General features: G+C 31.8%; 27 protein-coding genes. 11 read left to right on the top strand and 16 right to left on the bottom strand.

Going from position 1 to position 24,607, the window contains the following annotated elements; translation table 11 throughout:
- Positions 1 to 33 precede the first annotated feature (33 nt).
- From porD to O5O44_RS07785, 6 genes are all read right to left on the bottom strand, one after another.
- Positions 34 to 921 (bottom strand): type IX secretion system protein PorD, encoded by an 888-nt coding sequence (gene porD, locus O5O44_RS07810; protein ID WP_289196438.1) that lies wholly within the window; start codon positions 919 to 921, stop codon positions 34 to 36.
- Entirely contained in the window at positions 914 to 2,125 is a 1,212-nt protein-coding gene (coaBC, locus tag O5O44_RS07805) for a bifunctional phosphopantothenoylcysteine decarboxylase/phosphopantothenate--cysteine ligase CoaBC (protein WP_289196437.1), read from the bottom strand. The genes porD and coaBC overlap by 8 nt, the downstream gene beginning before the upstream one ends.
- A 90-nt stretch (positions 2,126 to 2,215) precedes the next feature.
- Entirely contained in the window at positions 2,216 to 2,545 is a 330-nt protein-coding gene (locus O5O44_RS07800; RefSeq protein WP_019386600.1) for a DNA-directed RNA polymerase subunit omega, read from the bottom strand.
- Positions 2,546 to 2,556: 11 nt separating this feature from the next.
- On the bottom strand, positions 2,557 to 3,396 hold the full coding sequence (locus O5O44_RS07795) for an outer membrane protein assembly factor BamD (protein ID WP_289196436.1): 840 nt from the start codon (positions 3,394 to 3,396) through the stop codon (positions 2,557 to 2,559).
- Positions 3,397 to 3,605: 209 nt separating this feature from the next.
- Positions 3,606 to 4,484, bottom strand: coding sequence for a 4-hydroxy-tetrahydrodipicolinate synthase (dapA, locus tag O5O44_RS07790; protein WP_289196435.1), 879 nt, complete (start codon positions 4,482 to 4,484; stop codon positions 3,606 to 3,608).
- Positions 4,477 to 5,007 carry a DUF6913 domain-containing protein gene (locus O5O44_RS07785; protein ID WP_289196434.1) on the bottom strand — a complete coding sequence of 177 codons (531 nt, stop codon included), beginning with the start codon at positions 5,005 to 5,007 and terminating at the stop codon, positions 4,477 to 4,479. Before O5O44_RS07785 ends, dapA begins: the two co-directional genes overlap by 8 nt.
- Before the next feature lie 81 nt (positions 5,008 to 5,088).
- Here O5O44_RS07785 and O5O44_RS07780 point away from each other — a divergent pair, with 81 nt between their 5' ends.
- Positions 5,089 to 5,823 (top strand): 5'-nucleotidase C-terminal domain-containing protein, encoded by a 735-nt coding sequence (locus O5O44_RS07780; RefSeq protein WP_289196433.1) that lies wholly within the window; start codon positions 5,089 to 5,091, stop codon positions 5,821 to 5,823.
- A 2-nt stretch (positions 5,824 to 5,825) separates the two neighbouring features.
- Positions 5,826 to 6,743 (top strand): bifunctional metallophosphatase/5'-nucleotidase, encoded by a 918-nt coding sequence (locus O5O44_RS07775; protein WP_289196432.1) that lies wholly within the window; start codon positions 5,826 to 5,828, stop codon positions 6,741 to 6,743.
- A 134-nt stretch (positions 6,744 to 6,877) separates the two neighbouring features.
- Here O5O44_RS07775 and O5O44_RS07770 read toward each other — a convergent pair whose 3' ends face one another.
- From O5O44_RS07770 to O5O44_RS07755, 4 genes are all read right to left on the bottom strand, one after another.
- The gene (locus O5O44_RS07770; RefSeq protein WP_289196431.1) at positions 6,878 to 7,609 is read right to left on the bottom strand and encodes a hypothetical protein; all 732 of its coding nucleotides are present in this window, start codon (positions 7,607 to 7,609) and stop codon (positions 6,878 to 6,880) included.
- An 88-nt stretch (positions 7,610 to 7,697) separates the two neighbouring features.
- Positions 7,698 to 9,692, bottom strand: coding sequence for an NAD-dependent DNA ligase LigA (ligA, locus tag O5O44_RS07765; RefSeq protein WP_289196430.1), 1,995 nt, complete (start codon positions 9,690 to 9,692; stop codon positions 7,698 to 7,700).
- Positions 9,693 to 9,719: 27 nt separating this feature from the next.
- Positions 9,720 to 10,583 (bottom strand): peptide chain release factor N(5)-glutamine methyltransferase, encoded by an 864-nt coding sequence (prmC, locus tag O5O44_RS07760; protein WP_289196429.1) that lies wholly within the window; start codon positions 10,581 to 10,583, stop codon positions 9,720 to 9,722.
- Positions 10,584 to 10,591: 8 nt separating this feature from the next.
- Positions 10,592 to 11,083, bottom strand: coding sequence for a GNAT family N-acetyltransferase (locus O5O44_RS07755; protein ID WP_289196428.1), 492 nt, complete (start codon positions 11,081 to 11,083; stop codon positions 10,592 to 10,594).
- Positions 11,084 to 11,136: 53 nt separating this feature from the next.
- Between O5O44_RS07755 and O5O44_RS07750 the strand changes: the two genes are divergently transcribed.
- Genes O5O44_RS07750 through O5O44_RS07735 form a run of 4 tightly spaced genes read left to right on the top strand, consistent with a single transcriptional unit; the run spans position 11,137 to position 13,817 of the window.
- A complete protein-coding gene (locus O5O44_RS07750) occupies positions 11,137 to 11,592 on the top strand; it encodes a hypothetical protein (protein WP_289196427.1) in 456 nt (151 codons plus the stop codon).
- A 2-nt stretch (positions 11,593 to 11,594) separates the two neighbouring features.
- Positions 11,595 to 12,599, top strand: a complete 1,005-nt coding sequence (gene ribD / locus O5O44_RS07745; protein ID WP_289196426.1) for a bifunctional diaminohydroxyphosphoribosylaminopyrimidine deaminase/5-amino-6-(5-phosphoribosylamino)uracil reductase RibD — start codon at positions 11,595 to 11,597, stop codon at positions 12,597 to 12,599.
- Entirely contained in the window at positions 12,592 to 13,203 is a 612-nt protein-coding gene (locus O5O44_RS07740; RefSeq protein WP_289196425.1) for an HAD-IA family hydrolase, read from the top strand. Before ribD ends, O5O44_RS07740 begins: the two co-directional genes overlap by 8 nt.
- 5 nt (positions 13,204 to 13,208) lie before the next feature.
- Positions 13,209 to 13,817 carry an IMPACT family protein gene (locus tag O5O44_RS07735; RefSeq protein WP_289196424.1) on the top strand — a complete coding sequence of 203 codons (609 nt, stop codon included), beginning with the start codon at positions 13,209 to 13,211 and terminating at the stop codon, positions 13,815 to 13,817.
- Here the strand turns inward: O5O44_RS07735 and O5O44_RS07730 are convergent, their stop codons facing one another.
- Positions 13,818 to 14,216, bottom strand: coding sequence for an acyl-CoA thioesterase (locus O5O44_RS07730; RefSeq protein WP_289196423.1), 399 nt, complete (start codon positions 14,214 to 14,216; stop codon positions 13,818 to 13,820).
- 188 nt (positions 14,217 to 14,404) lie between these two features.
- Here O5O44_RS07730 and dnaA point away from each other — a divergent pair, with 188 nt between their 5' ends.
- From dnaA to O5O44_RS07715, 3 genes are read left to right on the top strand one after another with little or no spacing between them, the layout of a single operon-like run.
- On the top strand, positions 14,405 to 15,832 hold the full coding sequence (gene dnaA, locus O5O44_RS07725; RefSeq protein ID WP_289196422.1) for a chromosomal replication initiator protein DnaA: 1,428 nt from the start codon (positions 14,405 to 14,407) through the stop codon (positions 15,830 to 15,832).
- A 12-nt stretch (positions 15,833 to 15,844) separates the two neighbouring features.
- A complete protein-coding gene (locus O5O44_RS07720) occupies positions 15,845 to 16,294 on the top strand; it encodes a low molecular weight protein-tyrosine-phosphatase (RefSeq protein WP_289196421.1) in 450 nt (149 codons plus the stop codon).
- Between the two features lie 46 nt (positions 16,295 to 16,340).
- A complete protein-coding gene (locus O5O44_RS07715) occupies positions 16,341 to 17,057 on the top strand; it encodes an SAM-dependent methyltransferase (RefSeq protein WP_289196420.1) in 717 nt (238 codons plus the stop codon).
- A 4-nt stretch (positions 17,058 to 17,061) separates the two neighbouring features.
- Here the strand turns inward: O5O44_RS07715 and O5O44_RS07710 are convergent, their stop codons facing one another.
- From O5O44_RS07710 to dapF, 5 genes are all read right to left on the bottom strand, one after another.
- Positions 17,062 to 17,712: a lysozyme family protein gene (locus O5O44_RS07710; RefSeq protein ID WP_289196419.1), complete on the bottom strand. Its 651-nt coding sequence runs from the start codon at positions 17,710 to 17,712 to the stop codon at positions 17,062 to 17,064.
- 111 nt (positions 17,713 to 17,823) lie between these two features.
- Positions 17,824 to 18,699 carry a DUF2279 domain-containing protein gene (locus O5O44_RS07705; RefSeq protein WP_289196418.1) on the bottom strand — a complete coding sequence of 292 codons (876 nt, stop codon included), beginning with the start codon at positions 18,697 to 18,699 and terminating at the stop codon, positions 17,824 to 17,826.
- A 32-nt stretch (positions 18,700 to 18,731) separates the two neighbouring features.
- The gene (gene mltG / locus O5O44_RS07700) at positions 18,732 to 19,775 is read right to left on the bottom strand and encodes an endolytic transglycosylase MltG (RefSeq protein ID WP_289196417.1); all 1,044 of its coding nucleotides are present in this window, start codon (positions 19,773 to 19,775) and stop codon (positions 18,732 to 18,734) included.
- Positions 19,776 to 20,300 (bottom strand): GNAT family N-acetyltransferase, encoded by a 525-nt coding sequence (locus tag O5O44_RS07695; protein WP_289196416.1) that lies wholly within the window; start codon positions 20,298 to 20,300, stop codon positions 19,776 to 19,778.
- Positions 20,297 to 21,070, bottom strand: coding sequence for a diaminopimelate epimerase (gene dapF, locus O5O44_RS07690; RefSeq protein WP_289196415.1), 774 nt, complete (start codon positions 21,068 to 21,070; stop codon positions 20,297 to 20,299). Before dapF ends, O5O44_RS07695 begins: the two co-directional genes overlap by 4 nt.
- A 358-nt stretch (positions 21,071 to 21,428) precedes the next feature.
- Here dapF and O5O44_RS07685 point away from each other — a divergent pair, with 358 nt between their 5' ends.
- Both O5O44_RS07685 and O5O44_RS07680 read left to right on the top strand, forming a co-directional pair.
- Complete coding sequence (locus tag O5O44_RS07685; RefSeq protein WP_019386623.1) at positions 21,429 to 22,832, top strand: trypsin-like peptidase domain-containing protein; 1,404 nt, start codon at positions 21,429 to 21,431, stop codon at positions 22,830 to 22,832.
- A gap of 206 nt (positions 22,833 to 23,038) precedes the next feature.
- Entirely contained in the window at positions 23,039 to 24,487 is a 1,449-nt protein-coding gene (locus tag O5O44_RS07680) for a glyceraldehyde-3-phosphate dehydrogenase (protein ID WP_289196414.1), read from the top strand.
- The last annotated feature ends 120 nt before the right edge of the window (positions 24,488 to 24,607 follow it).

Here is a 24,607-nt window from a genome sequence, read left to right as displayed (position 1 = left end):
CAATTATTAAGATAATACTTTTGTACTATTTATTTAATACTTGATATTCTGCCATTTACTACTATGCATTGGTGCAATTTTCTGTAAAGTTTCTTTTAGACTTGAAATATTTACACTCGGGCCATCAGTAAAAATTTGTTCAATTTCTTCAGCTTTAGCATCAAAAAATGTTCGTAAAACAAAAGAATTAGGTCTTCGGTTATTCATTGCCTGAAATGTTTCTAAAGCTTTACTAATAGACTCTTTTCCCGCTTTTACATCGTCGCTCATAACATCTAAACCTTTGCGGTGATAATTATAAAGCACAGTTCTGAACTCTTTAAAAGTGGGAGACAAAACATTATCAATTAATGTGAATCTACTTTGCAAACCATCTTCTAATTTCCAACCTTGAAAATTTCCTTGCTGTGAATAATTTGTAATAATTTGAGCTTGTTTATAATATTCATCACCTCCATTTTCCTTGAAAGAATCAGCATCTAAAGCCAACATCATATTAACATGAAACGCTATAACAGAGATTAAATTAGACTCAAACTGCGAGGGGTTGTATATTAAGTTTTGAAATTCTAAGTATCTAAAATTAAAATCTTTATCGTTAAAATTGTAGATAGGTGAACTGTACGAAGAACCATATATTGGTCGAGAAGACTGCACTTGTATTGTAGCCTGAAAAGACTCGCCACTATAATTAATAACATTTATAAACATGTTACAATTAATACGCTCTTGATCTTTGAATACTTTATTAGTCCACTTTGTATTATTTACAAACTCGTTTATTTGCTTTTCAAGGGTTTTAAAAATTGGAAAGTTTTCATTACCGGTTTGTTCTGCATTTACAACAACATTGCAATTTAACTCTTGAGAAAAACCTGCAAGTCCAATACAAATTAATAATACAACTAAAATATTACGCATCAATTTCTGATATAATTTTATTTATTAAATCTGAAGCTACTTCGGCCTTCGACTTTAATTGAAATTCGGTAATAACTTCCTCATTATCAATAAAAGTAACTTTGTTAGTATCGGTTTTAAAACCAGCTCCCTTATCATTTAACGAATTTAATACAATTAAATTTAAATTCTTTCTTTTTAATTTTCCTTTGGCGTTTTCTAATTCGTTAGTTGTTTCCAAAGCAAAACCAACAAGATATTGGTGTTTTTTTATTTCACCTAATGAAGCTAAAATGTCTTTAGTTTTTTCTAACTCTAATGTTAACGTATCAGACTTCTTTTTTATTTTTTGAGTTGCTACTTCTTTAGGCTTAAAATCTGCAACAGCTGCCGAAAGTATTGCCACATGTGCTGATTCATAATGCTTATGCACTTCATCATACATATGTTGTGCATTCACAACAGGAATAATGTTTATTAAATTATGGGTTACACTTTGATGAGTAGGACCTGTGATTAATATCACCTCTGCTCCATTATTTGCAGCCGCTTTGGCTATTTCAAAGCCCATTTTTCCACTAGAATGATTACCAATATACCTCACAGGGTCAATAGCTTCATAAGTTGGTCCCGCAGTTATAAGTATTTTTTTTCCTTTTAATGGAAGTTTTCCTAAAATATCATTTTCAATAAACGAAACAATATCCTCAGGTTCAGCCATTCTGCCCTCACCCACTAATCCACTTGCTAATTCTCCACTTGTAGCAGGAATCATTATATTTCCAAAGGCTTTAAGTTTTTTAAAGGATGTAAGTGTTGTAGCATGTTTGTACATATCCAAATCCATTGCTGGTGCAAAATACACGGGACATTTAGCTGATAGGTAGGTAGCTAACAATAAATTATCACAAACACCATTAGCCATTTTAGACAAGGTATTTGCCGTGGCTGGCGCTATAACAAAAAGGTCTGCCCAAAGCCCTAAATCTACATGGTTATTCCAAACTGCATTATCATCTTCTTCATTAGTAAAAGATGAGTAAACAGGATTTTTGGAAAGTGTGGATAAAGTTAAAGGCGTAACAAATTCTTTTGAAGCTGGTGTCATGACTACTTTTACATGAGCTCCTGATTTTATAAACAACCTGACTAAAGATGCTGTTTTGTATGCAGCTATTCCACCAGTAACACCTAACAATATATTTTTCCCGCTTAATACGCTCATAAAGAGACCCGTGTTTAATAACCAAACAAACTCCAATACCATCTATTAAAACGGTATTGGAGTTTGTTTAATGGTGTTTAAATTTAGAAATTATTCTTGAGAATCTTCCTCTGTATTTCTAAAATAAATTTTATCTGTTAACCATTCTTGAACAGCTAACGCATGAGGTTTAGGTAATTTTTCGTAAAATTTTGAAACCTCAATTTGCTCTTTGTTTTCAAAGATTTCTTCAAGACTATCGTTATAAGTAGCGAATTCTTCTAACTTATCAATAAGTTCTTTTTTAATCTCGGTGTTAATTTGATCTGCACGTCTTGCAATGATTGAAATAGACTCGTAGATGTTGTCTGTTGGCTCATCTATTTGATTTCTATCGTACGTTACGGTATTAACCGGAGCATTGGTTTTTTTTAAATCCATTCTTTTATTATTTAACTTTTGGTGCTGTAACTTTCTAATTCTTGGTTTATAGCAGATGTCATTTCATTAACATCTTCTATGTATTTTGAGTCGGCATAAAGTAATTTAAACGAATCAGAATATTCTTTTGCTATTTCTAATCGCTCTTTTCTTAAATGCACAAGTCCATTTTGAACTGTATTTTTATATTCTACACTGTTAATTGCCAATTTATATGCTGAATCTAACCTGTAATACAATGCATCTTCACGCAATTTTGAACCTGGAAATTCGAATATAAAATTATCAAAAGATTTAACTGAAGCAGGATAATCTGAAATTAAATTAAATTGCTTAGCAATTTCAAACGCCTTTTTTTCTAATTTAAAATCAAGTTCTTGAATTAATTTATTAGCCTCAGAAACGTGTTCGGATTCTGGGAACAAATTGATAAATTCTTGCAACTTTTCAATCGCTTCTACAGTTTCTTTCTGTTCTTTACTGTAAACTGGCGATAAATGGTAATAACTTTTTGCAGCTAAAAAAGAAGTCTCCTCCAACTTTTCGCTTTTAGGATAACTTGATGCAAAGCGTTCTAGTTGATATCCAGAAATATAATAATCTTCCATTTTATAGAAGGAAGTAGCATACAAATACATTAATTTCTCCGCTTGTGGTTTGCCTCTGTAATTGGGTACTATTTGAGCAAAAAGTCTATTAGCCTTAGCAAACTTACCTTCATTATACAAAGCCTCACCCATTTTAAATTTCTCAGCAATTGCTCCTTCTCCATCAGCTTTTAACGCTTTTTGATATTCGCTACAACTACTAAAAACTGCGAAAACTATTAATATGTAAAAAAAGTTCTTCATTTATTATTTTTCACTTTAAAAAACGGTCAAACGTCTTTCGCATTGTGTGTGTTTTAAAAAAAAGCGTTGCATTAATTAAGTTCATTTCAACGATTTTTAATACAGCAGGCAAAAATACGCTATTAATATGGATTTTAAAAATATTATTTCGGAGCTAAAATAAGAGCTTAACCTCAACGAAAATAAGGTTTAAGTAATATTTAACAGACTTAAAAATTATTTACGAATCTTTCTATTTTTTGTTTTAATGCTTTTGATGCTGGAACCAACGGTAAACGCACCGTATCTTGACATAAATTTAAGGCTTCAAAAACAGATTTTATTCCGGCAGGATTATTTTCTTCAAAAATATAGCCAATAACATCCATAAGTTTAAAATGAAGTTTGTACGCTTCTTTTGCATCACCTTTTAATCCTAAACGAATCATTTCTGAAAAATCTTTTGGGAAAGCTTGACCAATTACCGAAATTACCCCAGCACCACCAGCTAAAGTAACGCCTAATGCTAAATCATCATCGCCAGAAATAATTAAGAATCCGTCTGGTTTATTTTTTATTAACTCTAAATATTGAGCCATATTATTTCCGGCTTCTTTTACTGCTACAACATTTTTAAAATCGTTTGCTAATCTTAATGTAGTTTTTGCTTCTATATTTTTTGATGTTCGTCCTGGAACATTGTAAAGAATAATGTCTATTGGTGAAGCTTCAGAAATAGCTTTAAAATGTTGGTAAATCCCTTCTTGTGTAGGCTTACTATAATAAGGAGATACTGATAAAATAGCATCTATTTGACTTAAATCAGTAGATTTTATTTCATCTATAATCGTTGCAGTATTATTTCCACCAATACCAAGAACCAAAGGCAGTTTTCCTTGATTAGCTTCAATAATTGTAGCAATAACTTCTTTCTTTTCTTGTTTAGTAAGTGTTACACTTTCGCCTGTTGTACCACAAATTACCAAATATTCAGTCCCGTTTTCAATATTATATTTTACAATATTACTTAAGGCTTTATGATCTATACTTAAATCAGGATTAAAAGGCGTAACTAACGCAACCCCCGTTCCTACAAACTTACTATTCATTATTACTTATTTTATTTAATATCGTTAGGTATTTAAATACTTCGGTTTTAAAAAGACTAAACTCTTTTAAATCGGTTTTTATAATTAAATCGTTTAATCGTTCATCCGATTGTAAAATTCCAATTTTTAACTTGGCTTGAGATTCGGCAGTTATCATTTTTAATTCTAAAACTTCTTGCTCGTAATAACTTATCAAAGCATCAAATTTAGTGTCTATAAAAGACTTTAATTCTATATTTTTTATAGACCCACTCCATCCAAAATCTTTAGGATTAAAACAGTCATCCCAAGTAAGTGCAGCATCTTTTTTAAAAGATGAAAAAGCTATAATTTTAAGCTTATTTGGTCTTATTTTTATTAATTCTGCAAGGTCTCTAAAAGCCTCATAATCATCGAATTCATCAACATTTAAGATAACTCCTAAACTATTTACTTTACGCGCATCAATATTAACCTTACGCTTAGCCAGTAGTTTGTTTAAGTACTTTTTATTAGATTTTTCTTTAAATCCTTTTAAAATCATTTATATTTATACTTTGCGCAAAGGTAGCAAAAGTACATTCAAATTATATGTTTTCATATGAGGTTTACACATTTCTTTTTTTTGTTAAATTTTTTAATTTTTCTGAATTGCAAGCAAGAAAAATTACAACTTTCTAAAATAGAAGGAAAACAAATTCAAATTACTGATTCTATTTTACTTGACCCTGAAATTGAAGCCTATGTAAAACCATTTCGCGATAATATTCAAAAAGATTTAGACAGTGTTTTAGCGTATTCTGTAGATACATATTCAAAAAATGATGGTCATCTTAATTCTGCATTAGGCAATTTTATGGCAGATGTATTATACAGTGAAGCCAACCCAATTTTCAAATCTAGAACGGGTAAAGAAATAGACATGGTATTGTTAAATCATGGTGGAATTCGGTCGAGCTTAAATCAAGGAAACGTTTCTAAAAGAACTGCTTTTCAGCTCATGCCATTTGAAAATAGTGTGGTTATAGTGGCAATTAAAGGCGCACAAATTGATAGTTTAATAGACTATTTGAAAAGTTCGAAAAGAGCACATCCCATTTCTAATCTTAAATTGGTTGTTGATAAAAACTTTGATGTAGTTGAAGCCAAAATTAAAGGAAAAAATATTGAACAGAATTACACTTATTACGTAGCCACAAGTGATTATCTTTATAATGGTGGCGACAGAATGCGCTTTTTTAAACCAAACGATACGGTATATTATTTAAATTATAAAATAAGAAACACCTTAATTGATAGATTCAATAAGGTAGATACTATAAATCCTGTTATTGACGACAGATTTATTCAAATAAAATAGTTATGAAGCGTAGAAATTTTATTCAACAAGCGTCAGCAGGTACCGCTTTAGTTGCATTGGGAAGCTTTGGATTACAATCGTTTACGAGCAGTTCAAAATTAAGAAAAATAACCATCCTTCATACCAATGATGTACACAGTCATATTGATACTTTTGGTCCTGAAGATGGCAGAAATGCCAATAAAGGAGGAGTTGCAAGACGTGCAACTTTAATAGAAGCTATAAGAAATGAAAACCCAAATACACTATTATTAGATGCTGGCGATATTTTTCAAGGGACACCTTATTTTAACTACTATGGTGGCGAATTGGAATTCAAGCTAATGAGTAAATTAAAATACGATGCCGCAACTATTGGTAATCATGATTTTGACAATGGAATTGACGGTTTATTTGCCCAACTTCCACATGCGGAATTTGAATTTGTTACGGCTAATTATGATTTTAAAAACACAATCTTAGACACACACACCAAACCCTATAAAGTATTTAAAAAGGATGGTGTGAAAATAGGCGTTTTTGGTATTGGAATTGAACTTAATGGACTCGTTGCCCCTGCTTTGTATAAGGAAACAAAGTATCTTGATCCTATTGAAATGAGTCAAGAAATGACTAGAATTTTAAAAATCGAAGAACAATGTGATTTAATCATATGTTTATCTCACCTTGGATATTATTATAAGAACAACCCAGATTTAATAAGCGACCTAAATTTAGCCAAAAGTACTAAAGACATTGATTTAATAATTGGCGGACATACACATACCTTTTTACCAAAGCCAACAGTAGTTAAAAATAAAAATAACGAAAATATGCTGGTAAATCAAGTTGGGTGTTATGGAATAAATTTGGGTAGAATTGATTTTTATTTTGATGCTAATAAAAATAAAACTGCAAACGGTACTTCTATTATCGTTTAATAAATAAAGATTAATGCTACTCCACACAACTTATCACCGAAGTAATATTAGTTTAATATATATTGGGGCTTTTAATTCGAAAAGGAGTTCAACAATCTTGATATACCTATTTTAAAACTTAGGAATTAGCATTCTCATAATACATATGCATCCTCTTCACTAGAAATATTCAACCATTTTGATTGCTGATAGAAAAAATAAAAGGCGCTAAGGGCAAGTGTAGTTGCTAAAAAGTTTAAAAGACTTCTTTGAGTGATGTAGATATAAGCAATATCCATTACCTCGGAAAAAACGATACAAAGTGCACCTAAAAATAGATACAAAGATTTTCTATTGTCTTTATAGAAATAATTTAATAAAGCAATAGACAATAAAAGAATAGTAACTACATTGTATACAAATTCTATGTAAAAATCACTATCTAATACCAAATTAGGACTGATAATATTTTGTAAAACATAAATTAAATAAATATTCAAAATACTAAGCACCACCAAGTGTAATTTAAAGTGCTTTACGACATGTTTAAAACTAAGTGATTTTCCAATTTTTAATATTAAAAAGATATAAGCTAAAATATAAAGTCCATTTCCAAAATAATACTCAAAATCATATAAACTTGAGGTGCCATCTACAGGTATATTATCAATTATAATTCCTAGAATATCAGATAGAGAGTAAACAATTAAAAACCATAAAAATAATTTACTCTTTCGTTTTATAAAGAAAATGTAAATAATGGTTATTAATGGCACAATAAAAGAATGAAAATAGTAGGCAACTACTTGATTACCGTTAAATTCAAAAACGGCAAACAAAATATAGCATAATAAAACAAATCCTACTAATATTTTCGATTTGTACATGAGAGTTATTAATTATTGATGTACAAATATAAAACAAATTTTACAATTAAACGTATAAATATTACATTTTATCGATAAAATATTGATTTTAATTCAATTTTTGTAGGAATAAATCCTCTGAAATTAAAGACACACCTAGCTTTTCCGCTTTTTCTTTTTTGCTTGGTCCCATATTATCACCTGCAATAATATAACTTGTTTTAGAAGAAATTGAACTACTCACCTTACCTCCGTTATCCTCGATAAGCTTTTTTAATTCATTTCTAGACACTTTATGAAACACCCCAGAAACCACAACAATATCACCTTTTAGCTTATCTGTTTGAGCACTAAGTTGTTCTTCTGATAATTCTAATCTTACTCCAAAATCTTTTAACCTATTGATAATTTCTATATTTTCTTCTGCAGCAAAAAATGCAATGACACTTTCGGCTATTTTCACCCCAATTTCATCAACGTTTACCAATTCTTCCTCCGTAGCATTGGCAAGAGCTTCAATACTTTTATAGTGTTTAGCAAGCTTTTTAGCCACAGTTTCACCAACATATCTAATCCCTAAAGCATAAAGAACACGCTCAAAAGGTATGTTTTTAGATGCTTCAATGCCTTTAATTAAATTATCAGCACTTTTATCAGCCATTCTTTCTAAAGGTATTATTTGTGTCTTCGTTAACTCGTATAGGTCAGAATAATTTTTTATCATTCCTTCATTAACTAATAATGCAACAGTTTCTCCTCCTAAACCATCAATATCCATAGCTTTTCTTGAAATGAAATGCTGAATTCTTCCAATAATTTGTGGATTACATCCATTATAATTTGGGCAATAATGTTGTGCCTCACCGTCTTGCCTAATTAATGGAGTTTTACATTCAGGACATTCTGTAACATAACATGTTGGCTGAGAATCTGCTGGACGTTTAGACAAATCGACTCCCAAAATTTTAGGTATAATTTCACCTCCTTTTTCAACATAAACTTCATCACCCACCCTAATATCGAGTTTTTCTATTTGGTCTGCATTGTGTAATGAAGCTCGCTTAACCGTTGTTCCAGCTAATTCTACTGGTTCTAAATTTGCAACTGGTGTAATGGCTCCCGTTCTTCCAACTTGATATGTAATACTATTTAATCGTGTTGAAACTTGTTCTGCCTTAAACTTATACGCCATAGCCCAACGCGGTGCTTTGGCTGTATAACCTAATTCTTCTTGTTGTTGTAAATTATTTACTTTAATTACAACCCCATCGGTTTCGTAAGGTAAATTATGCCTATTAACATCCCAATACTCAATAAATTCGAAAACTTCATCAATGTTGTTTGCCAATTTAGCCGCCTCGGGTACTTTAAATCCCCATTGCCTTGCCATTTCTAAACTTTCGTATTGGGTTCTAATTCCTAAATTAGTTCCTGTTATATTATAAAGTAAACACTCTAAAGGACGTTTAGCTACCTCTGCACTGTCTTGTAATTTTAAACTTCCTGAAGCAGTATTTCTTGGGTTTCTATATGGTTCTTCGCCTATTTCAATGCGCTCCTCATTCATTTTATGAAATCCTTCAAATGGCAACACAATTTCACCTCGAATATCAAATTTTGGTGGATAATTACCTTTTAATTGTAAGGGTACCGATTTTATGGTTTTTATATTTGCAGTGACATTATCACCCTGAAATCCATCACCTCTAGTTACGGCTTTTACTAATTGGCCATTTTCATAAGTTAAGCTAATTGAAGCGCCATCGTATTTTAATTCACAAGTATATTGTAAATCCCCATCAACAAGTTTTTTAATTCGGGTTTCCCAATCCAGTAAATCTTCCTTAGAATAAGAATTGTCTAAAGAATACATACGATACTCGTGTACAGTAGTTTCAAAATTTTTTGTCACCTCACCTCCAACACGTTGAGTAGGTGAATTGGCATCAAAAAATTCAGGGTATTTTAATTCAAGTTCTTGAAGTTGCTTTAATTTAATATCAAACTCGTAATCTGAAATCGTTGCATTATCTAAAACATAATAGTTGTAATTGTGTTCGCGCAATTCATTTCGCAGATTATCTATCTGTTTTTTTATATCCATACTAATCAATTCTAACAGTCAAATAAGTTACCTCGCTTCTTTTTTACCTTTTATCATTCTATCTTTTTTAAAAATATCTTGTTTTAATTCAATCTCATAGAATTTATTCTCATGCAATAGGTTTATCATATCTTTTCCTAAATATTCATTGATTTCAAAAAACAAGCATCCTTCACTTTTTAAATGCATTATAGCAAATTGAGTAATAACCTTGTAAAATAGTAGAGGGTTTTCATCTTTTACAAATAGTGCTAAATGCGGCTCATTATCTAAAACATTGGGTTTCATGAGCTGTTTCTCTTTTTCTCGAACATACGGAGGGTTGGAAATAATTATGTCAAATTTATCAGGCAAAGATTCTTTTTCAATATTTTGAAAATCTAAAATATCAGCTTCAATAAATGCAACATCAACCTCGTTTAAAACAGCGTTTTGTTTGGCGATTTTTAATGCTTTCGCTGAAATATCCAAAGCATAAACTTTAGCCTTAGGCAAGTTTTTTGCTAACGAAATTGCAATACAACCGCTCCCCGTTCCAATATCAATAATATTTAAAGGTTTTTCTTTGTCAACCTTTTTTAACACCCACTGCACCAACTCTTCAGTTTCTGGTCTAGGAATTAATACATCGTTTGTTACTTTAATTGGTAAACCGTAAAATTCTGTTTCTCCAATTATATATTGAATAGGTACATGCTCTTTTAAAAAACTAAGTGCTTCAAATATTTTTTCCGGATCTTCGATAATATATGAAGTGTCCATAGCCATTTGAATTCTAGTAATATCAAAATAGTCATGGATTAGCATATAAAAGAAGCTATCCACTTCTTCCTCGCCATAAATGGCATCTAAATCTTCGTGAAAAATATTTTGCAGTTGTTTTAACTTCATTGATGTTGTTATAAATCTTTTATCATCCAAACACCACATGAATAATGTCCTGTGTTACCAAGGGCTTTATCTAAATGCTTAAATCCGTAACTTTCGTATATGTGGATTGCTGCTTTTAATTGCGATGCCGATTCTAAATAACATTTTTTATAGCCCAATGCTTTGGCTTTTTCCATGCATCTTTCAAATAAGGCACGCCCATAACCTTTACCTCTTACTTTTGGCGAGAAATACATTTTTTGTATTTCGCATATTGAAGCGTCATAATCTTTTAACGGTTTTACACCTCCACCACCAAGTATCTCACCATTGCAATCAATTACAAAATAAACATCGTTTATGTTTTGGTAGGATTCAAACATATTTGGAGTTTCGTCATCAGAATAGGCTGTGCCCTCCAACGGAATCTTAAACTCATGAAAACAGGCTCTTATAACCTGCTCTAACTGGGCATTGTCCTGAGCTTCAATTTCTCGAATAACTATAGTATCTTTACTCACTTTAATTGGTACTTTTAAAGTAGTGAAGATACATTAAATCGAAAAAAAATAGAATGAAAAAGCTTATAATCTTATCAACAATCTGTATCGCATTTGTAAGTTGTACTGTGAATGAAAAACCTCAATTTATAGGTATTGAGAATATAAAAGTACTAGAATCAACATCCAAATTTGTTACGTTTACCGCTGATGCATTATTTATAAACCCAAACGATATTGGCGGCGAATTACAAACCGACGACATTAAGGTATTTATTAATGATAATGAAATGGCAAGTATTTCTACTGAAAGTTTTGATGTGCCTGCGAAAAAAGAATTTTCAATTCCGCTTAAAACAAACATCCCAACAGACAGTATATTTAGTAATAAAAGCTTAGGCGGACTTATAGGAAGTTTATTCAGCAAAAAAGTAAAGGTGCAATATAAAGGCGATATTAAATATAAAGTCTTAGGGTTTTCGTACACTTATATCATCGACAAAACAGAAGATGTAAAAATTAAATTTTAGTATTGAAATCACATGAATTCTATATAAAACGCTGCTTACAAATTGCTAACAACGGATTAGGAAGCACGCGACCTAACCCTATGGTTGGAAGCGTTATTGTTTTCAATAATAAAATTATTGGTGAAGGATTTACCAGTGCTTATGGCGGAAATCATGCCGAAGTAAATGCCATAAATTCGGTTGCAAATAAAGAAATTTTAAATGAAGCCACCATTTATGTCACGCTTGAACCTTGCTCGCATTTTGGCAAAACACCTCCTTGTAGCGACCTTATTATTAAACATCAAATACCAAATGTTGTTATAGGTTGTGTTGATGACAACCTAAAAGTTGCCGGAAAAGGTATTAAAAAATTAATGGAAAACGGTTGCAACGTTACTGTTGGAGTTTTAGAGAAAGAATGTAAACAGCTCCATAAACGTTTTTTTACATTTCATAACAAAAAACGCCCTTATATCATTTTAAAATGGGCAGAAACCAAAGATGGATTTATTGCTCCCAAAACTAAAAATGAACAAAAGCCTGTTTGGATAACAAATTATTACTCCAGGCAACTGGTCCATAAATGGCGAGCTCAAGAGCAGGCTATTTTAGTAGGCACAAATACTGTTTCACATGACAACCCGAGTTTAACTACCAGAGATTGGGTTGGACAGAATCCTGTTAGAATAATTATTGACAGAGATGAAAAACTTTCTAAATCATTTGCTGTTTTCAACCATGAGTCTCAACATTTAATCATTTCAAAAAATAATATCAATTTCTCTAAAAACGTAGCTGCGCAAATTTGTGATATTCTATTTCAAAATGATATTAATTCTGTAATTATTGAAGGTGGTTCAAAAACGCTGCAAACCTTTATTGATGAAAATCTTTGGGATGAAGCTCGCGTGTTTTACGGGAATATCGCATTTAAAAAGGGCATTAAAGCACCTGTATTTCAAGGTAAATTCATTGCAGAAACGCACATTTTAAACGATAAACTTAAATTTTACTTAAATGATTAAAACCATTATTTTCGATTTTGGTAACGTGTTTATAAATTTAGATCTTGAAGGCGCTTATAAAAACGCAATAGAAACGTTTAAAATTGATACTTTATCAGAAGAAATGGTTGGTTTTAATAGTTTTTATGAGCAAGGATTAATTTCTACAGAAGAATTTCTAGGTTTTTACACTGATAATTTTCAGAATATATCTCAAGATAAATTAATTGATGTTTGGAATTTTATGCTTAAAGATTTTCCGAATTATCGTTTAGCTTTTTTAAAAAAATTGAAGCAATCTTCAAAATACAATTTGATTTTATTGAGTAACACGAACGCACTGCATATTGATTACATTAAAGCACATGTTCCATTTTACGAGGAATTTAAAAACTGTTTTGATGCGTTTTACTTATCTCATGAAATAAATCTCGTAAAACCAAATCATGATATTTTTGAATTTGTTCTATCAGAAAATAATATTAATGCTGAAAAATGTCTTTTTATTGATGATAATTTAGATAACATTACATCTGCCAACACTTTAAATATTCATACGTGGCATATTAATAATAAAAAAGAAGACGTTATTGATTTATTCGAAATTAATAAACACCTATTTTAAGTCGGTTGATTGAAAAAGACACATATAAAACTATTGATGTAGCCCCAGAATCATCATTTTTTAAAGATAAAAACAGTAAATTCTTAGGCTATGCGTTTCCGGTTCAAAATGAACATGATGTAAAAATTCATTTAGAATATTTAAAAAAAGAGCATTATTCGGCAAGACATTGGTGTTACGCATATCAAATAGGAACTGAAACACTAATTTATCGTGCCAATGACGATGGTGAGCCTAATAATTCCGCAGGCATGCCTATTTACGGACAAATTCAATCTTTTGAAGTCACCAATATTTTAATAGTTGTTGTTAGGTATTATGGCGGAGTAAAACTTGGTGTTGGTGGTTTAATTACTGCCTATAAAACAAGTGCACAACAAGTTCTTGAGGCTTCAAAGATTATTGAAAAAACAATTGATATTCATTATAACATCTCTTTTGAATATAAAAATATGAATACCGTAATGCGCATTATCAAAGAAAAAAATCTAAATATTATTAATCAAAAACTAGAATTAGATTGTGAAATAACCATTTCAGTCAGAAAAAACGAATCCGAAACGGTTTTTAATCTCTTTGATAATCTTTACGAGATAAGTATTAAAAAAGTATAATTAATCCGTGATTTGATCTAAAACGTATTGCGGTGCTCTCATTGGTCTTCCTGTATTTTTGTCAATAAATACCAAAGTTGTGTTTGCCGTAGTTAAAATATCACCTTGTTCATCAGTAATTTCATAATCGAATTCAATCTTCGCAGTTGGCATTCTTTTTAGTTGAGTTTTTACATTAATTACGTCATCATAACCTGCTGATTTTTTATAGTTTATAGATAAAGAAACTACAGGTAACATAATTCCATTTTCTTCCATCGATTTGTAAGAAATACCAAGTTTACGCAACCACTCAATTCGCCCCATTTCAAGATATAGCGCATAATTGCCGTGATATACCACTCCCATTTGATCGGTTTCACCATATCTCACTCTTATTTGTATTTCATCGATTTTCATAAGATTATTTGAATATTTTTTTGTAGTTTCGGCATGAGCTTAAACATGGGGAAAAATTTCTTTAAATTCAATAGAAAATCATTTTTTTTTTAAGAATTTTGTTCACATATTTGCGACTCGTTTAAGGGGATGACTTTTGTATTGCTCTTTTCACAAACTAACTAAAAACACGTAATTAAAACTAACAAATGAGTATAACTGCGCAAACGGTATGGAATAATTGTCTGGAGTTTATAAAAGATAACATTCAACCGCAAGCCTATAAAACTTGGTTTGAGCCAATTAAAGCGGTTAAACTTACTGATAACTCCTTGAGTATTCAGGTTCCTAGTAAATTCTTTTACGAATGGTTAGAAGAGCATTATGTTAAAATCCTTAAAGTTGCGCTTACCAAAGAGCTTGGTGAAACTGCCAAACTTGTTTACATTATTAAAATGGAAAACACCTATGGTAACAAGCAACCTTTTACAGAAAAAATTCCAAGTTCCAATAGAGGTGCACTTAAATCTCAAGATGTTGATGTTCCTTTTAATAATAAAAGTCCAGAATTACGCAATCCTTTTGTAATCCCTGGTATAAGGAACGTAAAAATTGAATCTCAGCTAAATCCAAATTATAATTTTGAAAACTTTTTAGAAGGTGATTCGAACAGGTTAGCTCGAAGTGCAGGATTAGCAGTTGCGAACAAACCAGGTGGAACTTCTTTCAATCCTTTATTAATTTTTGGAGGTGTTGGATTAGGCAAAACACATTTAGCTCATGCTATTGGTGTTGACATAAAAGATAAATACCCTGAAAAAACGGTGCTTTATATTTCTGCGGAAAAGTTCACACAACAATATATTGATGCCGTTAAAAAGAATAACAGAAATGATTTCATTCATTTTTATCAAATAATAGATGTTCTAATAATTGACGACGTTCAATTTTTATCAGGTAAAACGGGTACACAAGATGTATTCTTCCATATCTTCAATCACTTACATCAAAACGGAAAGCAAGTTATTTTAACAAGTGACAAAGCGCCTGTTGATATGCAAGATATTGAGCAGCGTTTATTATCTCGTTTTAAATGGGGTCTTTCTGCCGAATTGCAAAATCCAGATTTTGAAACCCGAGTCTCTATCTTAAAAAACAAACTTTATCGTGATGGTGTTGAAATGCCAGAGGATATTGTAGAATATGTTGCCAAAAACATTAAATCTAATGTTAGAGAATTAGAAGGAGCAATAATTTCTTTAATTGCGCAATCTTCATTTAATAAAAAGGAAATTACCCTTGACTTAGCCAGAATTATTGTAGAGAAGTTTGTTAAAAACACAAAACGCGAAGTTTCAATAGATTATATTCAAAAAGTAGTATCAGATTATTTCCAAATGGATATCGATACACTGCAATCTAAAACAAGAAAGCGTCATATTGTACAAGCCAGACAATTAGCTATGTTCTTTGCTAAAAAATTCACAAAAGCATCTTTAGCTAGTATTGGTTCCCAAATAGGAAAAAGAGATCATGCCACTGTATTGCACGCTTGTAAAACAGTAGACAACTTATCTTCAACAGATAAACAGTTTAGAAAATATGTTGAAGACATCAGTAAAAAACTTTCCGTTTAATACTACCAAATCATGACTAAAATATTGATGGTCTGCCTAGGAAACATTTGTCGTTCTCCGCTGGCCGAAGGTATATTAAAATCTAAATTATCAAACAATTTTGTTGTAGATTCTGCAGGCACTGCCAATTATCATGTTGGTAGCTCTCCTGATAAGCGTTCGGTTGCTGTTGCTAGAAAGCACGGTTTAGATATATCAAATCTAAAAGGAAGACAATTTGATTTGTCAGATTTTGACACTTTTGATATGATATATGTTATGGACGAAACTAATTATCAAAATGTAGTGAAATTAGCCCGAAACCCAGAAGATATAGCGAAAGTAAATATGATATTGAATGAGGTTCACGAAAATAAAAACTTTGAAGTCCCCGACCCCTATTACGGTGGCGATCATGGTTTTGAAAATGTTTACCAAATGCTCAATGAAGCTTGTACTATTATAGCAAATAAACTACAATAAAAAATTGAAATAGTTAGCGCTGCTTTTAAATATAAAATAGAATACAATGAATAACTCAATTGGTAAACTCTTTCTCATACCAACAACTTTAGGCGAAAATGAGCCTTTAGAAGTTTTACCAATTAAAGTTAAACAAACTATAGAACGATTAGATACTTTTATTGTTGAAAATGAAAAAACAGCAAGACGCTTTATAAAAAAAATAGCTCCAGAAAAATCACAACCTTCATTAAAAATTTTTCATTTAAATAAGTTTACTGACGAAGCTGAATTGCCAACATTTTTATATCCATGTTTAAATGGTTTTAACGTTGGGTTACTCTCTGAAGCTGGATGTCCAGGAATTGCAGATCCAGGCGCAGATATTGTAAAAATAGCACACGAAAAAAGTATAAAGGTCGTTCCGTTAGTAGGGCCTTCTTCAATTTTATTAGCTCTTATGGCATCTGGTATGAATGGACAAAGTTTTGCTTTCAACGGTTATTTGCCTATTGACAAAGGTGAACGTAAAAGCGAAATTAAACGATTAGAACGGTTATCATTCGATCAGAACCAATCTCAGATTTTTATAGAAACACCTTATAGAAACAATAAAATGCTAGAAGATTTAACATCTATTCTGGAGAATAACACCAATGTTTGCGTAGCCTGCGATATTACTTTAACTAGCGAGTTTATTAAAACCCAAACAGCAAATCAATGGAAAAAAAATAAGGTAGACCTCCACAAGAGACCTACCATATTTATTATTCATAAAAACTAAATGCTTAAATCGCTTTAGCTTTTTGATTAGGTTTTATAAAAGAAGTATCATACCCCGAAAAACGTTTCATGTAGTAATGTACCGTAGTTCCGTAACCATCGGCAAAATTATCTAATCCGTAACTTCTTAAATATTTTTTAATGCTACCAGGACCCGCTAAATGTGCTGCAGCAAGTATACCAGACTCTGTAATAATAATTCCGTTGATACGTTTACCTACAAAGTTTTTGATATCTCTTCTTAATATCCATTTATTACGAGCAGCATTCGCTATAAATGCCTTTTCTTGTAATCTTGGATTTTTTAAAAATTTCGCAGGATTATAAATACCTATCATTTTTAGAGTTTCCGCTCCAAATTGATATTTACCTAAATAACCATAAGTATTTACTGAATTGTAATCACCACCAGATTCTTTAAAGGCTAAAGCCTCTTTAAAACCAACAAACGACTTTCCTAAATAAGGAGAGAAAGAGTTTTCAGAATCTAAAGTTTTAGGTAGCGAAGCTGTTTCAGAACTTACAGTATAAGTGAAGTCTAAACCCTCTGTAGAGTAATTACTTAAATCAATCGTTTCGTTTGATTGAAACGAAAAATACAATAGTGCTAATATTGTAAGCGTCAGTGTGCTGTAACTCGCAATATTTTTTACCATAATTTTAAATTTTTTCAGTATACTTTAAAATCAAATTATACCTTGAAATTTGAGCGTGCAAAATTAGTGATTTTTTTAACAACTTCAAAATTAATCGCTTAAGTACTGTTATTAGTAGTAGAATAGATGAAATACTGCCCCTTTTTTATTAAATTCTAAAGTCGGGAAAGGTATTTTTATCATATTCAAAACGTCAAAAATAGACCTAAGTACTCTTGATTTTGTATTAACTCCATTCAAATTTAAGTCAAAACTTAAATAGAATTGTCTGTAGCGTTGATTACTTATTAACACCTGACTGTCAACATCTTCATTCCCAGTAAGCATACCGTGCCCTCCATAACCCACCGCAACATTTATCCATTTAGGAATGTGTTTGTCTTTAAAAAAAGAATGCAAATTAGCACTTAACCAATAGGTTTGCCCATTATAATCTTTCAAAATTTGTTCTAAATACGATTCCCCAAGCTTATCTGGACGTTGATTCGCAAACTTTGTTTGGTGAAATGAGTATTTTAAAGCTATTCGTTGTTCTTTCCAGAGTAATTCTTGCCCAATATAAAGTCCAGTTCCAGCCCCATTGGCCAAAATATCGCCCCAAGAGAAGCCCCATTCTTTAGAAAAACCATCAAAAACTTCTACCGCCGATAAAAATGTAAATCCAAGAGTTGCGCCATATATTAGTTGATTTTCTTCACTGACACCACTCCAATTTAAAAGATTAGCACCATGCTTACCAAGTTGATAAGAGGTAAAAACATGCCCAATTTTATCCATTTGCAACCACTCGTTATTATCGTTTATGGTATGGAATTTAGAGCGTTCAAAATCTTTATACCAAAGCTGATTTAACCCAACAAGTGTAAGAGATCCTAATGAAGCTTCAACTGCAATTACTGCATTTCTTCGCGGTTTATTTAGCGTGTCACTAGGTGTAAGAAATGCATTTAACTTAGATTGTGAAATTGATAAAAAAGGTAACAACACAAAACAAATGATATGTGCTTTTAAAAAACGCACTATCTGTTAATACCTTGTGATGTTAAATAGCGTTGATATTCTCGAGCATTCGCGTTATGTTGTGCCAGATTCTTTGCGAATTTATGATAGCCTAATCTTTTGGCATCGGCAGCAAAATATAGGTATTTGTGCTTTTCATAATTTAAAACGGCATTGATAGCAGAAATATCTGGCATTGCGATTAACCCAGGAGGTAATCCTCTATATTTATAAGTATTATAAGGTGAGTCTATATCTTTATGAACGTTTAAAACTCTTTTAATTACCGTATTCTTATACTTAGGAAGTTGATAAGCTGCAAATTTTAAAGTCGGGTCTGCTTGAAGCGGCATGCCTATTCTTAATCGATTTAGGTATACACCCGCGATTCTTGGCTGCTCTGTAGCCCGTTTTGACTCTTCATGAACAATAGACGCCAAGGTAATGACTTGATTTGGAGTCAAGCCCAAATCATTTGCTTTTTTAATTTTTTCTGGTGTCCAAAAACGATTATATTCTTTCAGCATTCTATCGCGAAAGGCTTCAGCAGACGTGTTCCAAAAAAACTCATAACTATTCGGTAAATACATGCCTAAAGCCGTTTCTAGCTTGAAATTATTATCAACTAAAAATGTTGAATCTTTCATTGCGGCTAAAATTGAAAGACTATCTGCTTCAATTTGATTTGCAACTCTACCTGCCAACTTTTCTAAAGTTTCTTGATTGTTGAACGATAATTTAATTGGTAGATTCCGACTTCTAATGGAATTAATAATATCATTATTTGTCATTCCTTTTTTAATTTCGAAACGACCAGCTTTAATATTGGATGTGTATTTTTTTTGTTCAGCTAAATCATCAAACGAATTAATATCTTCTAATAATGGCTCCAATTGCGATCTTACCTCTTGATAATTTGCACCTGATGCCACAAATATATATGCCGTTTCGTTATTAAACGCTGTATTCGGTTTTAACATGGCTTTGTATACAAAATTTGCAAAAAATGCTGCTACAATAAGCCCGACAATTAAAATAGCTAGAAGGATTTTTTTTATATACATCTAATTATTAATAAGTTGAAATAAATATTCGTTTTTAAAAGTACCATTTACATAGTTCCATTCTTTTTTTAATCCAATGTTTTTAAAGCCTTGATTGGAAAATAATTTAATACTCGCATCGTTTCCTTCAGAAATATTGCAATATAACTGATGCAAATCGAGATGCTTAAAACTATAATCTATCAATAATTTTAAAGCCTCTTTTCCATAGCCTTTCATTCTATCTTCCGGTTCTTTAACCAAAATACCAACACCTGCTCTCCTATTTTTAAAATCGAAATCGAATAAATCAATCATTCCTAAGGCTTCATTATTAAAACTAGAAATTACTAATCGTAATTGTTTTACTTCAAAAATATCTTTATGAGCATGATCGAGATATTGTTTTATAAGAAATTTAGAATATGGTGTTTGGGTGTTACTAATTTCCCAAATGGATTCGTCGTTTTCAATAGTATGAATAAACTCTAAGTCTTCAGGCTCAAGTGCACGTAAATATATGTTTTGGCCTTTTAGAGTTTTCATATGTTTCCTTTAAAAACAAAAGTTGCTGGCCCTATTAGCCAAACATTAGAATACGTATTATTTTTAACATCAAAACACACTTTGAGCTCACCACCTTCTACTTGAAGTGTCACTTGGTTTTTATCTGTTTCACCCAGAAAATGCATTGCTATAGCCACTGCGGTAACACCTGTACCACAAGAAAGGGTTTCATCTTCAACACCTCGTTCGTAAGTTCTAACTCTAAAAGCATCGTTAGAAAGCTTTTTAACAAAATTAACATTGCTTCCTGCTTCATTATAAGGTGCTCCATATCTAATTTTAGCCCCTTTGGTTTTGATATCGAAATTTTCAATTTCAGATTCAAATTGCACATGATGTGGCGACCCTGTATTTAAAAACACATGATTATCGTGCTTCTCAATGGTATTGACATCTAACATTTGCAATTGCACAATATCACCATTAATTTTGGCGTGATGCAAACCATCAATAGCTTCAAAAACAGCTTGGTTAGATATAACGCCCAACTGTTTTGCAAATGCCACTAAACATCGTCCACCATTACCACACATGGAACTTTCATTGCCATCGGCATTATAGTAAACCATTTTAAAATCGTATTCTGGATGGTTTTCAAGTAATATGAGTCCGTCAGCACCTATGCCAAAACGTCGGTCGCATAAAAATTGAACACGTTTGGTATTATTTTTGTCGAATATTTGTTGACGATTATCAATCATCACAAAATCGTTTCCTGTGCCTTGGTATTTGTAAAAAGTCTGTTGCATAATGTAAGGCAAAGATAAAGAAGTGAATTAAATTTTTTGATGAAAATTAAAAACTTGATGATTATTGACAGATACGAATTGGAAGCGCGTTAAGGATTGCAGCTGTATCCTTTTTTGAGATTATCGAAAACAATTTTTTTTAGTTGAAGATACCGAACCTAAGCTTTAAAATAGATATAGCCCTTTGACTCTGCTCAGGATAAATTACAAGCTCAACCCTTGTGGCAACCTGCCTAACGGCAGGCAGGCGCCGATTAAGGAATGATTTTAAAGATTGTTAAATCGTAGTTAAAGTTGAATTTGAAATTCAATATTTATTTAATTTTAATCGTTAATAAATAAAACTTAAACGAACATTATGAAGAAGATTTTAACATTAGTATTGGTTTCTGCTTTAGGTGGTATTTTTACATTAGGCGCCTACAAACTTTTTATTGAAGAAGATAAACCTGTCGTGGTAGCTACACAAGCTGCAACGCCTGCGTTTTTGCCAACAAATAGTTTGAATGCGGTTTTAAATACTGAAACGGCTCCCGATTTTACTTTGGCTGCAGAAAATACAGTTAATGCAGTAGTGCATGTTAAAAATTTAGCACAGAGTTCTGGACAGCTGACTTTTGAGGATTTATTTTTTGGAAGACGCTCACAAAGTCCGCAAATTGGTACGGGTTCTGGAGTGATTATTAATGCTGATGGGTATATTATTACCAATAATCATGTGATTAATAATGCGCAGCAAATTTCGGTAACGATGAATAATAATAAAACTTTTGTTGCTGAACTTATTGGAACAGACCCAAAAACTGATATTGCACTATTAAAAATTAATGCAGATGAAGATTTACCATTTGTAACATTCGCAGACTCTGACACGGCTAGAATTGGAGAATGGGTTTTGGCTGTTGGAAATCCGTTTAATTTAACTTCTACAGTTACAGCCGGAATTATTAGCGCTAAAGCAAGAGATTTATCGGGCACGAGTAGGCAATCTTTTATACAAACGGATGCAGCGGTTAACCCAGGTAATTCTGGTGGTGCGCTTGTAAATACAAATGGCGAATTGGTTGGTATTAATACGGCTATTACCTCGCAAACAGGATCGTATGTTGGCTATTCTTTTGCGGTTCCTAGCAATATTGCAAGAAAAGTTGTTGAGGATATTATGGAATACGGTAATGTGCAAAATGGAATTTTAGGCATACAAGGCGGTGCATTAAACAGCATAATGGCCGAAAAAATTGGCGTTACAGATACCGAAGGCGTATATATTGACAGCGTGATTGAAGATTCTGGTGCTGAAAAAGCAGGCGTGAAAAAAGGTGATATTATAAAAGAAATTGATAATATTAAAATCTCTAAATTTTCTGATTTAACAGGGCATTTAAATACCAAACGTCCTAATGATGTGGTGAATTTAAGAGTTTTAAGAGACGGTAAAACCAAAACTATACCAGTTATTTTAGCAAAAAACGAAACCACTACAATTCCTTTGGTTGGTCATGTAAAAAATGCTAAAGCAGCAGATTTAAAGAAATTTAAAACGCCTTACGGTGTAAAAATTACCGATTTAAATTCTCAATATGCCGATTATTGGAAAAGAAATGGTATTGAGGAAGGCTGTATTATCACTTCAGTGAATGATATTAAAGTCACATCAGTTGATGATGTTCAAAATGCATTAAAAATGCAAACTGATTCTGGCTCTTTAAGAATAGAACTTATAAATACTAACGGAGAAAAAGAACGATATAATTTTAAATAGTGACCCATTTTTCTTAAAAACAACCCTTCAGATTCAACGAAATTTGAAGGGTTGTTTTTTTTATTTATTTTAATTTTTGTTGCCTATTATGTTATCGAAACTCTATGCTGTTTAATTCTTATATTTTTTTTAAAATAGCTTACGAAAACGTTTGAATTATGGTATTTTTGTCAAAATTTATCAATACAAACTAAACTATTTAAGCAATGAGTTCTAACAAAACTTATGAAAAAGAATTGGCTTTTCAAGCCGACCGAAGAAAGGCCACCGTAGAATTTATAAAAACTGTAAGTGATTTGTGGTACGACAAATCTATTGAACTGGTTTTATTCAGAAATCAGCTAATTGACAGAAATGTAAGTCAGATTTTAAACTTACATGAATATGCAGGCAAATTTGTTCAAAAACCCATCTCTATTTTTGATTCGGTTGAAATTGCTCAGGCTATTAAAAGTCTAAATGTTCCACCCGCAAAATTAGATATTGGTAAACTAACTTACGAATATCATGTAGAAGACAATAAACACGCGAATGCTAAAGCATTTGTGGCTTCAAAATTAAAAGATGCTGGTAAGAGTAATGACTTTGACCCAAAAGATGTGGTGCTTTATGGCTTTGGTAGAATTGGTAGACTCGTTGCCAGAGAACTAATGGTAAGGACTGGAAAAGGCAGTCAATTAAGATTAAGAGCCATTGTTACTAGAGGTGCAATAGATGCCCAAATACTTGAAAAACGAGCGTCTTTACTCCGAAATGATTCGGTACATGGTGATTTTCCCGGAACAGTTAATATTGACGTAAAAAATAGTGCCTTAATTATTAACGGGACTACAGTACGTGTCATTTCTGCCGATACCCCAGAGGAAATTGATTATACCAAATACAATATTAATAATGCCTTAGTTATAGATAATACTGGTGCTTTTAGAGATAAGGCGACGTTGAGTAAACATTTAAAATCTAAGGGCGTAAACAAGGTATTACTCACTGCTCCTGGAAAAGAAGTTCCCAATATCGTTTATGGAGTTAATCATAAAGAAAACGACCCCGATAAAGTGGATATATTTTCTGCAGCATCATGTACAACCAATGCGATTACGCCTGTTTTAAAAGCTATTGAAGATTCGTTTGGTGTAAAGAGCGGGCATTTAGAAACCATTCATGCCTATACTAACGACCAGAATTTAGTGGATAATTTTCACAAAAAATACCGTCGTGGAAGAGCTGCAGCTTTAAATATGGTTATTACTGAAACTGGAGCAGGAAGCGCCGTTGCTAAAGCCTTGCCTAGTTTAGAAGGCAAGCTAACCTCGAATGCGATTAGAGTTCCGGTTCCTAATGGATCGTTGGCCATTCTTAATTTAGAATTGAAAAGTAAAACGTCATTAAATGGTGTTAATACTATTTTGAAGAAATACGCCTTAGAAGGTGATTTAGTTGAACAAATAAAATACGAATTGAGCGACGAGCTTGTTTCTAGCGATATTGTAGGCAGTTCTGCACCCTCAATTTATGATAGTAAGGCAACCATAGTGAGAAAGGACGGAAAAAACATTATTCTATATATTTGGTACGATAACGAATATGGTTATAGCCATCAAGTTATACGTTTAGCAAAATATATTGCCAAAGTAAGACGTTATACATATTATTAAAATCTAAATTGAAGTTTAAACCGTATATAAATTAGCCTCATAAAAATGAGGCTTTTTAATGATTTATAAGTAATTACTAAACAATATTTTATAAATTCGCAAACCAAATACAACCAAAAT

Source organism: Algibacter luteus, from assembly GCF_030344935.1.
Classification (GTDB): Bacteria; Bacteroidota; Bacteroidia; order Flavobacteriales; family Flavobacteriaceae; genus Arenitalea; species Arenitalea lutea.
The sequence above is the reverse complement of the archived record's forward strand: the minus strand, read 5'-3'. Positions and strand labels throughout refer to the sequence as shown.